Annotated in this window: 11 protein-coding genes; 4 read left to right on the forward strand and 7 right to left on the reverse strand. The window is 72.7% G+C overall.

Translation table 11 applies throughout. The features are described from left to right. Positions 1–159 precede the first annotated feature (159 nt). The 4 genes from ACFV57_RS27000 to ACFV57_RS27015 all read right to left on the reverse strand — a co-directional run bounded on the left by ACFV57_RS27000 (position 160) and on the right by ACFV57_RS27015 (position 4,447). A complete protein-coding gene (locus ACFV57_RS27000) occupies positions 160–900 on the reverse strand; it encodes a DUF4097 domain-containing protein (protein WP_385237554.1) in 741 nt (246 codons plus the stop codon). A 282-nt stretch (positions 901–1,182) separates the two neighbouring features. Continuing rightward, positions 1,183–2,175, reverse strand: a complete 993-nt coding sequence (locus ACFV57_RS27005) for a sigma-70 family RNA polymerase sigma factor (protein WP_385237557.1) — start codon at positions 2,173–2,175, stop codon at positions 1,183–1,185. Positions 2,176–2,333: 158 nt separating this feature from the next. Next, the gene (locus ACFV57_RS27010) at positions 2,334–2,966 is read right to left on the reverse strand and encodes an AAA family ATPase (RefSeq protein WP_385237560.1); all 633 of its coding nucleotides are present in this window, start codon (positions 2,964–2,966) and stop codon (positions 2,334–2,336) included. Positions 2,967–3,226: 260 nt separating this feature from the next. Further along, positions 3,227–4,447, reverse strand: a complete 1,221-nt coding sequence (locus tag ACFV57_RS27015) for an MFS transporter (protein ID WP_385237563.1) — start codon at positions 4,445–4,447, stop codon at positions 3,227–3,229. Between the two features lie 210 nt (positions 4,448–4,657). Between ACFV57_RS27015 and ACFV57_RS27020 the strand changes: the two genes are divergently transcribed. Beyond that, entirely contained in the window at positions 4,658–5,290 is a 633-nt protein-coding gene (locus ACFV57_RS27020; RefSeq protein WP_385237566.1) for a CGNR zinc finger domain-containing protein, read from the forward strand. Between the two features lie 37 nt (positions 5,291–5,327). Here ACFV57_RS27020 and ACFV57_RS27025 read toward each other — a convergent pair whose 3' ends face one another. Continuing rightward, a complete protein-coding gene (locus tag ACFV57_RS27025) occupies positions 5,328–6,557 on the reverse strand; it encodes a beta-ketoacyl-[acyl-carrier-protein] synthase family protein (protein WP_385237569.1) in 1,230 nt (409 codons plus the stop codon). 482 nt (positions 6,558–7,039) lie between these two features. Here ACFV57_RS27025 and ACFV57_RS27030 point away from each other — a divergent pair, with 482 nt between their 5' ends. Beyond that, positions 7,040–9,262, forward strand: coding sequence for an NADP-dependent isocitrate dehydrogenase (locus tag ACFV57_RS27030; RefSeq protein ID WP_385237572.1), 2,223 nt, complete (start codon positions 7,040–7,042; stop codon positions 9,260–9,262). 160 nt (positions 9,263–9,422) lie between these two features. Here the strand turns inward: ACFV57_RS27030 and ACFV57_RS27035 are convergent, their stop codons facing one another. Continuing rightward, positions 9,423–10,535 carry an FAD-dependent oxidoreductase gene (locus ACFV57_RS27035; protein ID WP_385237575.1) on the reverse strand — a complete coding sequence of 371 codons (1,113 nt, stop codon included), beginning with the start codon at positions 10,533–10,535 and terminating at the stop codon, positions 9,423–9,425. 128 nt (positions 10,536–10,663) lie between these two features. On the opposite strand from ACFV57_RS27035, the gene ACFV57_RS27040 reads away from it, so the two are divergent. Then, positions 10,664–11,290, forward strand: a complete 627-nt coding sequence (locus tag ACFV57_RS27040) for a TetR/AcrR family transcriptional regulator (RefSeq protein WP_385237578.1) — start codon at positions 10,664–10,666, stop codon at positions 11,288–11,290. A gap of 171 nt (positions 11,291–11,461) precedes the next feature. On the opposite strand, the gene ACFV57_RS27045 is transcribed toward ACFV57_RS27040, so the two are convergent. After that, positions 11,462–12,241 carry a LysR family transcriptional regulator substrate-binding protein gene (locus tag ACFV57_RS27045; protein ID WP_385237581.1) on the reverse strand — a complete coding sequence of 260 codons (780 nt, stop codon included), beginning with the start codon at positions 12,239–12,241 and terminating at the stop codon, positions 11,462–11,464. 58 nt (positions 12,242–12,299) lie between these two features. On the opposite strand from ACFV57_RS27045, the gene ACFV57_RS27050 reads away from it, so the two are divergent. Next, positions 12,300–12,701 carry a DUF5997 family protein gene (locus ACFV57_RS27050; RefSeq protein ID WP_385237584.1) on the forward strand — a complete coding sequence of 134 codons (402 nt, stop codon included), beginning with the start codon at positions 12,300–12,302 and terminating at the stop codon, positions 12,699–12,701. Positions 12,702–13,046 lie beyond the last annotated feature (345 nt).

Below are 13,046 nucleotides of genomic sequence, written 5' to 3' on the forward strand. Positions count from 1 at the left end.
TCTCGCTCGGGTGCCCCCGGTGGGTTGAGTGGGGGGGGGGGGCGGCCCGCGCCGCCACCCCGGGCGGGCCCCCCCCCACGGCGGTACCGTGCCCCGCGTCATCCCCCCTCGATCAACCCCTGCTCGGGCCCCCGCCCCCCTGTCCCCTTGCCCCTCGGATCAGCCCTCCTTGAGCGTGATGGCTCCGTTGCTCGTGGTGAGGTCGAGCCGGTGCGTACCGGACGGGTCGTCGGGCACGCCGAGGCTCTTGTGGCCGTTGTCGGTCTCGGCGGATATTCGGTACCGGTTGCGCTGCCCGCCGGGCACGGTGAGCGTGATGGCCCCGTTCGACGTATCGGCGCGGACGTTCTGCGGTGTGTCCGTGACGAGGTCGATGGCGCCGTTGGTCGTGCGCGCCTTTATCCCCTCGCCTTTCAGGCCGCGCCCGTGAATCCTGCCGTTGGACGTACGGACATCGACCGGGCCGGTCACCCGGCTCAGACCGATGGCGCCGGAACTGGTGCTCACCCGCACCTCGCCGACATCCGAGAGATCCACCGCCCCGGCCGAGGTCCGGCCCGTCACCGGGAGGCCCGCCGGCACGTCGACCGTGTAATTCACCGAGCAGTCGTCCCCGCAACCGCCCAGCACCAGCACCCCGTTCTCCACGCGGTGGCTCGCCTGCTGCGGCCGGTCGCCCTGGTAGTGGAGCTCGCGGTGCACCTTCACCGCGTCGAGGGACTTCTTGCCGCGCAAGGTGAGGCTGCCGGAACCGCTGTCCAGCCGTACGGACTTGATGTTCGCCGAGAGCGTGGCGTCGTCCTCGGCGGTGGAGCGGTTCAGCAACCCGCATGCGCCGAGCCCGCTCACACCGACACCGGCCAGCGCAACGGCCGCGAAAACGCGGAGATGACGACGCACGGAAATTCCCCCTCGTAGTACGTGGCGCACCGTGCACGGATCGCATGCCCGGTGCGGACCGATCGCCGCGCCTCCCTGCGCGGCGATCATCAGATTACGGTGACGTCACGGCCGCCACCATGGGGAAAACCCCCGGTTCCACCTGCGGAACACCGCAGGTGTTCCACCGCGCCCGTACCCGTCGCGTCGCGTCGCGTCGCACAGGACGGTTGCTCCGTACGAATGGTCGTGGCCTGAACCTGCACCAACTCTTCAAGCACGCAAGCCCTGCACTTAAGGAACTCAATGAGCCGAGCGCGAGGCCACATCCGAGCCCGAGCTCCTGCCCGATCCCGAGCCCAATCCCGAATCCGCGTCGGCGTCCGTGTCCACCACCCGCAAATCCAGCTCCCGCAGCCGTTCCGGGTCCGCGAGGATGACGATTGCGGCGATCTTTCCGCCCGCGATCGTCAGCCCCATCACCGACACCGGCACCCCGTCCTCGACGGTGACGACACCCGCGGCCCCGTTCACCAGCGCGTGCCGGGCACGGCGCGAGGCGTGCCGGAAGGCGAGCGCCCGGCTCGCCACCGCGCGCGCCCCGCGGACCGTTGCGGCCCGGCCCGGGAACCCGGCGCCCGCATCGGCGCGCAGCACCACGTCCGGATCGAGCACCGCGAGCAACCCCTCGAAGTCGCCGCCGCGCGAGGCGGCGAGGAAGGCGTCGACGACCTCCCGCTGCCGGGCGAGGTCGGCGTCCGGCGCGGTGGGCGTCCCCCGTACCCGGCGGCGGGCCCGGCTGGCGAGCTGCCGGGCAGCGGCCGGGGTGCGCCCGATCACCGGCCCGATCTCGTCGAACGGCACCGCGAACATGTCGTGCAGGACGAACGCGAGACGCTCGGCGGGCGCCAGCGTCTGGAGCACCACGAGCAGGGCGAGACCGACGGCGTCGGCCAGCAGGGCTTGGTGCTCGGGGTCGGCCGCCCCGTCCGTACCGCTTCCGCCGCCGGTACCCCCGACGCTGCCGACGACCGGGTCCGGCACCCGTACGTCGAGGGGCTCCTCACCACGCGCCGTACGCGTACGCAGCAGGTCCAGGCACACCCGGCCCACGACGGTCGTCAGCCACCCGCCGAGGTTGGCGACACCGCTGACATCGGACCGGCTCAGCCGCAGCCAGGCCTCTTGTACGGCGTCGTCCGCCTCGCTCAGCGAGCCGAGCATCCGGTACGCCACCGCCCGCAGATGCGCCCGGTGCTCCTCGAAGCGCTCCGCCAGAAGATCTTTCTCGTCCACCTGTCACATGCTCCCGTCGTGTTCCGTCGGAGCATTGACGAACCGTTTCCCCCGAATGTGACACCAGGCCGATGCCTCCCGCCGCCCCCTGTCGAATCCCCGCCGAATTCCTGCCGTCTTCCGGGCGACCGTCTCCCGGGCGACTCGACGTGTCCCGGTCAGTCGAAGCGGATGTGCTTGAGGCTCGTCCACGTGCGGCGCAGCCGGCCCCGGAGCACGCTGTCGGTGTTCGGGGCCAGCGCCAGCCCGGCCGAGGCGGCGATGTGGTCGGCGACCTGCGCGATGGTGCGCCGGTCGGTCCACACATGTTCGGCGAACTCCGGGCCGTTCAGCCGTTCCAGGCACCGGTCCAGCTTCGCCTCGGCGAAGCTCTCCCGCCGCAGTGGTGTGTTCTTGCCCGCGACGAACCCCAGGGCGTGCCCGAAGCTGCGCTCGCGCAGCCGCCGCAGCACCGTTCGCCGGTCGGCCAGCAGCGCGAAGTGCCGGACGTCGTGCCCGCGGTCCCGCAGCCGGCCGACGGTCTCGTGGAAGTACGCCGGTTCCACCAGCGTCATCGGGGCGATCACCGTACCGGGGTGCTTGGTCAGGGCCAGGTCCAGCACTTCGTATACGCCCTGCCGCCAGGCCGGGAGGTCCTGGAAGTCGCCGCGCAGGGCCGGGGGCGCCATGCGGTGCAGGCCGAACCCGACGTGCTCGGGGTCGCAGATGACGCTGCCGGGGAGCCGGCGCCGGATCTCGTGCGCGGTCTGCGTCTTGCCGCCGCCGAAAGGACCGTTGATCCACAGGAGCATGCGCAGCACCCTACGAGCCGGGGGCCGACGGGGCGAGAGGGGCTGTGCTTCTTCCGGGGGTTGAGTCTTTCCCGGGGGATGCGCTTCTTCCGGGCGCTGCGCTTCTTCCGGTGGGTGTGCTTCTTCCGGCGGTCATGCTCCTGGGGTCGCCGGTCGTGCCCCTGGCCCGGTGGTCGTGCTCCTGGGACCGCCGGTCGTGCTCCTGGCCCGGTGGTCGTGCCCCTGGCCCGGTGGTCGTGCTCCTGGGCCCGTCGGTCGGACTACCGGTGGGGCAGTGCTTCTTCCGGGGGCGTGCGGCGCGTACGAGTACGGCGCATCAGCAGCGTGCACCCCAAGAAGAGGAGTCCGGCGAGGAGTTGGAGCGCGGCGGCCGTCAAGAGGGCGCCGGGCAGCGAGCGGGCGGCGACCGGCCCGGCGAGGCCCGCGCCGAGGGCGAAGCCGGTGATCTTCAAGCTGGCGCCGGTGGTGAAGACCTGGGCCCGCAGGTGTTCCGGCGCCTCGCGATGGCGTACCGCGAACAGCGCCGTGAGCTGCGGTCCTTCGCCAACGCCCGCGACGACCGCGGCGGCGACGAGCAGCGTGGGCGGGCCGGTGGCCGCCGACATCAGGAGTGCGACGGCGAGTACGGCGGTGCTGCATCCGAGGACGGTGTCCGGGCGCAGTGGCCCGGTGCGGCGGGCGAGCACCGCGTTGGCCGCGAGGGCGGAGGCGGCGACGACGGAGAGCAGGAGGACGCCGTGCCGCGCGTCGCCGAGGACGCGCGCCCCCAGCAGAGGACTGCACGCCGTCAGCATGCCCTGGCCCGTACAGGAAACCACCGAGGTCACGGTCGCGCGGGCCAGGCGCGGGGTGTGGCGCACGGCCCGGAACCCGGCCGCCGGCCCGGCCACGACCGACGCGGACGCCGCCGGGCGCGTCACCGGTCCTCCGGGCAGCGCGTGGGCGGACGGAACGGCGAGGCAGATCAGCGCGGCGGACACCAGCACGCCGGCCGCCGCCCCGGACGCGCCCGCGACGAGCCCGGCCAGCGCGGGGCCCGCCAGCGCGGCGGCGTTGAACGTCATGGCGTCGAACGCGATCGCCCGGGGGAGGAGTTCGGGTGGCGCGACGCGCGGCAGCTGTGCGGTCCAGCCGCCGGACAGGGCCGGTCCCAGCAGCCCGGCCCCCACCGCCACGAACACGCTGACCGCGATCGGTACGTGCCCCAGGCTCACCAGGACGACGGCCAGGACTGCCGCGTAACCGGCGAGCGCGCCCGCCAGCAGGCGGCCGGGCCGCGCGGATCGGTCGAGCAGGACGCCGAAGAGCGGGCCGCCGGCCGCCGCCGCGACCGTGATCCCGGCCAGCAGCGCCGGACCCGCGGACGCCGATCCGGTGAACGCCGGTCCGGCCACCAGCAGAGCGGGCCCCGACATCTCGTCTCCCACGCGCGCCAGTGCCGCCCCGGCGAGGGCGGACCCCATCGCGTAACGCTTTCGCATGCGCGTCACGTTAGGTATGTAACGGAAACCTTGCCCATATGCGTTACATCGGAACGGCCCGCAGCACTACCGTCAACGCCCATGCAGCCCACAGCCTCCGCACAGCCACAGCCACAGCCACAGCCCGTACGATCCGATCAGCCCGCAGCCTCCGCACTCCCTGCCCCTCGCCCCCAGGCCGCCCGCCGGGAATGGATCACCCGGCATTCGGTGCAGGCCACCGCCCGGCGCACCGCCGCCCTCGTCAACGCCCTGACCGGCGAGGCGGCGGCACCGGCGCCGGCCACGATCGCGGCCCTGCTACGCGAACACGGAGAGTCCACTGACTTCAGCGACTCCAGCAAGTCCGGTAAGCCCGAAGGGACCGGCGCTCCCGCAAAAGCCAGCGCCCCCGCAAAAGCCGGCGCCCCCGCAACAGCCGGCGCCTCCGAATCGGCCATCGCACTGTCCGCCACCGACGTGGCGGAGATGCGATCCGCCGCCCTGCTCCTCCGCGAGGTCTTCACGGCCGACGGGACCGGTCCCGCCGCGGAAGCGCTGAACCGCCTCCTCCGGCGCACCGCCGGCACCCTGCGTCTGACCTCGCACGACGGCGCGAGCCCCTGGCACCCGCACCTCGACAGTGACGACGACGCCCCGTGGGGCGAGTGGTTCCTCGCCTCGTCGTGCCTGTGCCTGATGGCCCTGATCTGGCACCACCAGCGCCCGCCCGGCGGCGTCTGCGCCTCGTCCACCTGCGACAACGTCTATCTCGCGCTGGGCAGCGGCCTCCCGCGCCGCTACTGCTCCCGGCGCTGCGCCACCCGGGAGCGGGTGGCGGCGCACCGGCGCTCACAGCCCTGACCCGGCCCGCCCCCAGCCCTCACCCCGCCCGGTCCCCTCAAACCACCGGCACGAATACCAGGCACGCATTGTGCCCGCCGAACCCGAAGGAGTTCGTCAGCGCGGCGCTCAGGGCCCCCTTCCGCGGTTCGCCCGTGACGACGTCGAGCCCGATCTCCGGGTCGAGGGTGTCGACGTTCTGGGTGGCGGGGACGACACCGTCGCGTACGGCAAGGATCGCCGCGAGAGCGCCCGCCGCTCCGGCCGCCCCGAAGAGATGGCCGGTCATCGACTTGGTCGCGGTCACGGACGGGTGGGTGCCGATGGCCTCCGTGATCGACCGGGCCTCCACGAGATCGCCCATCTGCGTGGACGTCGCGTGGGCGTGCACGTGCTCGATCTCGTACGGGGACAGCCCGGCGGCGGCCAGGGCCAGCCGCATCGCACGGACCTGCCCCTCGGGGTGGGCGGCCGTGATGTGGTGGGCGTCCGAGGTGACGCCCGCGCCCGCGAGGGCGGCGTGCGCGCGGGCCCCGCGCGCCGCGGCGAATCCGGCACGCTCCAGGACGACCACGGCCGAACCCTCGCCGATCACGAAGCCGTCCCGGTCGACATCGAACGGGCGCGACGCCCGCCGCGGCTCGTCATTGCGCGTCGAGTGGGCCTTGGCCTGGGCGAAGCCGGCCAGCGGCAGCGGATGGACGCAGGCCTCCGCGCCGCCCGCCACGACCACGTCGGCCCGGCCGAGGCGGATCAGGTCCAGGCCCGTCGCGATGGCCTCGGCCCCGGAGGCGCAGGCGCTGACCGGGGTGTGGGCGCCGCCGCGCGCCCCCAGCTCGATGCTGACCCAGGCGGCGGGGCCGTTCGCCATCAGCATCGGGACGGTGTGCGGGGACACCTTCCGTACGCCGGAGGCTTCGAGCACGTCGTCCTGGCCGAGCAGGGTGAGCGCGCCGCCCGTACCCGTACCGATCACCACGGCCAGCCGTTCGGGGTCGACGTCGGGTGCGCCCGCGTCGGCCCACGCCTCGCGGGCCGCGACGAGCGCGACCTGCTCGCACCGGTCCATGCGCCGGGCCTGCACCCGGTCCAGGACCTCGCCGGGCTCGACCTTGAGCCGGCCCGCGATCCGCACGGGCAGCCCGGCCGCCCACTCCTCCTCGATGGCGCCGATGCCGGACCGGCCGGCCAGCATGGCGTCCCAGGTCGAGGCGGCGTCCCCGCCCAGCGGGGTCGTGGCTCCGAGTCCGGTGACCAGCACGTCGTCGGTGACGATGGCAGCAGGCATGGGATGGCCCCCTTTGTCGTTTGGCTTGTCCGTCGTTGAGCCCGGCGTTCGGTTTGTCGTCGAGCTCGTCGTCGGGCTTGGCGTTGGGTTTGTCGTAGGGAGACAACTCGCCCGGGTGTCGGCACCCGGGGGTTGATCGCCTTGCTTCCGACTCTGCCAGGGGATATTCGGCGTGACAGGTGGCGGCTTCCACGGAGTCCGGGGCCCGCATTTTGTAGGTTGTCTTCAACTAGGAGATGGCATGTCGAGCGGTACGCGCCGCGCATGTCGAGCGGTACGCGTCGCGACGGAGGGAGGTCGCACAGGCGGTTCCGGGCGGCGGGAGCGGCGTCCGCGGCGGCCCGGCGGCGTGCTCACCGCCGGTGTACGTTCCGGCCGTACCGGGGCGTCCCGGCCGCGGTGGCCAGGGCCCTTCCTGGAAGGGGCCGATCACGAGATATCTTGATGTCGAGCAATGTTGCAGACGTGGAGCGGAGCACCCGGTGACTGACTCGACCATCATCTACACACACACTGACGAGGCCCCGGCCCTGGCGACGTATTCGTTCCTGCCGGTGATCGAGGCCTACGCCTCGACGGCCGGGGTCGCGGTGGAGAGCCGTGACATCTCCCTGGCGGGCCGCATCATCGCCGGATTCCCGGAGTGGCTCCAGGAGGAACAGCGCATCGACGACGCCCTCGCCGAGCTCGGCGAGCTGGCGAAGACGCCCGAGGCCAACATCATCAAGCTGCCGAACATCTCGGCCTCGATCCCGCAGCTGAAGGCGGCCGTCGCCGAGCTGCAGGAGCAGGGTTACGCGCTGCCGGACTACCCGGACGACCCGAAGACCGACGCGGAGCGCGACATCCGCGCCCGCTACGACAAGGTCAAGGGCAGCGCCGTCAACCCGGTGCTGCGCGAGGGCAACTCCGACCGCCGCGCCCCCGCCTCGGTGAAGAACTACGCCAAGGCCAACCCGCACCGCATGGGCGCCTGGTCCGCCGACTCCAAGACCGATGTCGCGCACATGACCGGCGACGACTTCCGCTCCACCGAGAAGTCCGCGGTCATCGCCGAGGACGGCGCCCTGCGCATCGAGCTGGCCGGTGACGACGGCTCCACCACCGTCCTGCGCGAGTCGGTACCGGTGCTCGCCGGCGAGGTCGTGGACGCGTCCGTGATGCGGGTGACCGCGCTGCGCGAGTTCCTCAAGGAGCAGGTCGCCCGCGCCAAGGCCGAGGGCGTGCTGTTCTCGGTGCACCTGAAGGCCACGATGATGAAGGTCTCCGACCCGATCATCTTCGGCCACGTGGTCCGCGCCTTCTTCCCGAAGACCTTCGCCGAGTACGGTGACGTGCTCGCCAAGGCCGGCCTGACCCCGAACGACGGTCTCGGCGGCATCTGGAAGGGCCTGGAGGCGCTGCCCCAGGGCGAGGAGATCAAGGCCTCCTTCGACGCGGAGCTGGCCGAGGGCCCGGACCTGGCCATGGTCGACTCCCACCGCGGCATCACCAACCTGCACGTCCCGAGCGACGTCATCGTCGACGCCTCCATGCCGGCCATGATCCGTACCTCCGGCCACATGTGGAACAAGGACGACCAGGAGCAGGACGCCCTCGCCGTCATCCCGGACAGCAGCTACGCCGGCATCTACCAGGCCGTCATCGACGACTGCAAGGCCAACGGCGCCTACGACCCGTCGACCATGGGCTCGGTGCCGAACGTCGGCCTGATGGCGCAGAAGGCCGAGGAGTACGGCAGCCACGACAAGACCTTCGAGATCCCCGCCACCGGCACGGTGCGGGTCCTCGACAAGGACGGCAACGCCGTCCTGGAGCAGACGGTCGCCGCCGGCGACATCTTCCGCATGTGCCAGACCAAGGACATCCCGATCCAGGACTGGGTCAAGCTGGCCGTCAACCGCGCCCGCGCGACCGGCGACCCGGCCGTGTTCTGGCTGGACGAGGGCCGCGCGCACGACGCGAACCTCATCGCCAAGGTCAAGCAGTACCTCCCGGAGCACGACACCGAGGGCCTGCGCATCGAGATCATGTCCCCGGTCGAGGCGACGAAGTTCTCGGTCGAGCGCATCCGCCGCGGCGAGAACACCATCTCCGTGACCGGCAACGTGCTGCGTGACTACCTCACCGACCTGTTCCCGATCCTGGAGCTGGGCACCAGCGCCAAGATGCTCTCGGTCGTACCGCTCATCAACGGCGGCGGCCTGTTCGAGACCGGCGCCGGCGGCTCCGCGCCCAAGCACGTCCAGCAGCTGGTCAAGGAGAACTACCTGCGCTGGGACAGCCTGGGCGAGTTCCTCGCGCTCGCGGTGAGCTTCGAGCACCTCGCGCAGAAGACGGGCAACGCGCGCGCCCAGGTGCTCGCCGACACCCTCGACCGCGCGACCGGCTCGTTCCTCGCCGAGAACAAGTCGCCCAGCCGCAAGCTCGGCGGTATCGACAACCGCGGCAGCCACTTCTACCTGGCCCTGTACTGGGCCCAGGAGCTGGCCAAGCAGACCGAGGACGCACAGCTGGCCCAGGCCTTCGCGGCCCTCGCGGCGACGCTGGCCGAGCAGGAGCAGACGATCGTCGACGAGCTGATCGCCGTCCAGGGCTCGCCGGCCGACATCGGCGGCTACTACCAGCCCTCGGTGGCCAAGGCCGCGGCCGTCATGCGCCCGTCGAACACGCTCAACCAGGCGCTGGCCACCCTCGGCGGCTGACGCGGCGCCGGCGGACGGGGCGCACCCCCGTCCGCCGCGCCCCGCACGAACGCGACGGGTCCGCCCCGGCCGGCATTTCCGCCCAGCCGGGGCGGACCCGTTCAGGCCCATGCGAGCCGTACCCCCGGACGCCCGCCAAGGGCCGCACCGGCCGCCCCGCCTACGGCACCAGATGCTTCAGCCCCTCCACACACCTCTTGGCCAGCTCGGAGGACCGCGGCAGCATCAGCTCCTCGTACGCGCGCACGGCGTCGTCCGTCCGCTCCTCGTCGATCAGCGCCCGGGCCAGGTCGGCGCCGTCGAGCAGCGCGTGGTTGACGCCCACGCCGAGGGGCGGCATCAGATGCGCGGCGTCACCCAGCAGCGTGACGCCCGGTACGTGCTCCCAGACATGCGGAACGGGCAGCGCGAACAGCGGCCGGTGCACAAGATCGTGGTCGCTGTCCAGCGCGGCGTAACGCAGGCTCTCGGCCCAGCCGTCGAGCCGCTGCGCGAGGAACGCACGCGTAGCCGCCGAATCGGCCGGGTCCACCCCGGCGGCCGTGTGCCAGTCCTGCGGAACCCGCATCGCCACGTACGTACGGATGTGGCCGTTGCTGTTCCGCTGGGCGCACAGCAGCGCCGAGCCGGACTTGGCCATCAGCGTGCCCGGACCGACCAGCTCCGCCAGCCCGGGATGGCGTACGTCGCAGTCGTCGAAGCCGGTCTCGATGAACACGACACCCGTGTACGCGGGCAGGGCGTCCGAGACGGCCGGGCGGACCCGTGACCAGGCGCCGTCGGCACCGACGACCAGGTCGAAGTCCTCGGTGGCGCCGTTCGCGAACACCAGGCGGCAGGTGCCGTCGCCGAGCGGCCGGGCGCTGCCGAGGGCGTGCCCCCAGCGGACCGTCCCCGGCGCGAGCGACTCCAGCAGCAGCCCCCGCAGATGCCCGCGGTCGATCTCCGGCCGGTCCTCCACGCCCGCGCCCTCGTCCCCGGGGGGCCACTCCTCTTCCAGAGCGGCCGCGGTGGCGTGGTCCACCGACCGCCACTCCTGGCCCTCCGGGCGGGACAGGGCGTGGAACCGGTCGAGCAGTCCCGCCGCGCGGATCGCCGCCTGGCCCGTGTCCGGGTGCAGGTCGAGCGAGCCGCCCTGCGGGCGGGCGTCGAAGGCCGCCTCGCGCTCGAAGACGGTGACGGAGGTGCCGTGGCGCTGCAGGATACGGGCGCAGACCAGGCCGCCGGGGCCCGCGCCGACGATCGCGACACGGGCCGCCCGGGTGGAATTCATGGGGTCCCCCTCCAGGGGTGCACGGAGCGCCGGACCGAACGTCCGGCGCCTCACAAAAAAGCACACCCACTAAAAAAGCGCAACGGCTAAACCTTCGAACTCGATACACCACGAGGTAGGCTGCGTCCGTGACCGAACCCGCTCCCCGCATCGAGCCCCCGCCGCCCGCCGAGAGCGGCGCCCCCGTCGGCCGCCGCGAACGCAAGAAGGCCCAAACCCGCCAGGCACTGGCCGACGCGGCCCTGCGGCTCTTCCTGGAACGCGGCTACGAGCAGGTCGGCGTCAAGGAGATCGCCGACGCCGCCGACGTGTCGGTGACGACCCTGTTCAAGCACTTCGCCGGCAAGGAAGCCCTCGTCTTCGACCAGGACGACGACATCGAGGCGGCCCTCGTCGCCGCCGTACGCGACCGGGCCCCCGGACAGTCGGTCCTCCAGGCCCTGCGCGAGTACGTGCTGCTCAGCGAGAAGGACCACGCGCACCCCGAGATCGCCGCGTTCATCCGCCTGGTGTCCGACACGCCGGCGCTGCGCGACTACGCCCAGCGCATGTGGATGCGCCACGAATCGGCCCTGGCGCGCGCCATCGCCGAGCAGGTCGGCGCCCCCGAGGACGACGTCACCTGCGCCGCCCTGGCCCACTTCGCGCTCGCCTCCCGCACCCTCACCGACCGGCGCCCGGAGCGCCGCCAGGCCACCGAAGAGATCTTCGCCCTGCTGGAGCGGGGGTGGGAGGCGGTCCGTCCGGAGAGCTGACGTACGGCGCCCCGGCCCGGGGCGACCACGCGGCGCGGGGGGACCACGCGGCGTGAGGGAACTACGGCGCTCGGCGCGAGGGAGCTACGGCAGCTCCGGCGCCGGGAACCACGACGGCTCCGCCGCGAGGGAACTACGACCGCTCCGGCGCCGGCCCCGCCCCGTCGCTGATCACGACCGGCGGCGGGGCTTGCCGCGCCGGGCACCCTTCGCGGCCCCCGAGCCGCCGCGCGGGCCCCTCGGGCCGCCCTTGCCGGCCGGCTTACCGGCCGTGGACTTCTGCCGTGCGCCGGCCTTGCCCGCGTTCCCGGCCTTCGACCGGGCCTGCTCCTGGGGCTGGGACCGGCCGCGGGTGCTGTTGACGGTCCGGCCGCGGACGATCCCGATGAAGTCCTCGACCTGGTCGGTGGTCCGCTCCTCCGGCCAGGCCAGCGCGACCTGGGACTGGGGGGCGTCCGACACCGTGCGGTACTTGAGGTCCTTGCGGTGGTGCAGGCGGGCGAGCGACTGCGGTACGACGAGCAGGCCCACGCCCGCCGCCACCAGCTCGATGGCGTCCGCCGTCGTCGCGGGGCGCTCGAACGCGGGCTGCCCCGGCGGGCGCTCCCAGCCGAGGGTGTCGTCGAGGGGGTGCAGCACGATCTCGTCGGCCAGTTCCCCGGTGGAGATCTCGTCGGCCGCCGTGAAGAGGTGGTCCTTCGGGACCACGACCACCGTCGTCTCCGTATAGAGGGGGATCGCGCTGAAGAACGTCCGGTCGGCCGGCAGCCGTACGAATCCCGCGTCGGCGCCGCCGTCCCGCAGCACGTCGTACGCCCCGGCGGCGGACGTCGGGACGAGCGTGAGGGGAATGCCGGGCAGCCGCTCGTTCCAGATCCGCACCCACTTCGTGGGCGTCACCCCCGGGACGTACGCGAGCCGGAACGAGAGGGTTTCTTCCGAGCCTGTCACTCCGCCAGGTTACCGGTCGTGGTCAGCGGCGGCTCACACGATCGATACCCTTGACATCATGACGTCGCACCAGAACACCCAGACGATGAAGCCCGCGACCGCGGCGAAGAAGCTGGGTGTGTACCTCGAAGCCACCCCCGCCGAATTCCAGGAGGGGCTCGTCTCGCGCGCCGAACTGAACGCGCTGCAGACCGACCCGCCCGAGTGGCTCCGGGAGCTGCGTCGCAACGGCCCGCACCCGCGCCCCGTCGTGGCGGCCAAGCTGGGCGTCTCCATCTCGGGGCTCGCGCGCGGCGGCGTCACCGAGGCGCTCACCACGGAGCAGATCGACGCGCTGAAGGCCGAGTCCCCGGAGTGGCTGCAGAAGGAGCGCGCCACCCAGGCCGAGGTCCGCAAGGAGACCGTGCGGATCAAGGAGAAGAACAAGGAGAAGCGCGAGCGGCAGGAGAAGGGCGAGTAGCGGGCGGGGACGGCTCACCGCCCCCGGCCACGGGCGCGCCGGTGACTGCCTCCCGCCCCGCGACCCGGCCCGGTGCCGGGGCCGGAGCAACTGCTCTCCCGGCCACGTCGCCCACTTCAGCGCACGGCCGAGGCCTGCTGCCCGGATGCCGGATCTCACCGCCGACGCGGACAACGCGTCGGCGGTTTTCTACTGCGCCCGAGCAAGAACCACTCACCCCGCCGCAGACTGCCGGAGGGGCTGGGGGAAGGCGTCGGCGCAGCGAAAGCCGCCGTCTTCGTGCCCGCGGGCCGGTTCCGAGCACGCGGCTCACGGTCCGTGCTCCGCGGTGGACGGTGAAGTGGG

This window comes from Streptomyces sp. NPDC059788 (assembly GCF_042732265.1).
In the GTDB taxonomy this organism is placed as follows: domain Bacteria; phylum Actinomycetota; class Actinomycetes; order Streptomycetales; family Streptomycetaceae; genus Streptomyces.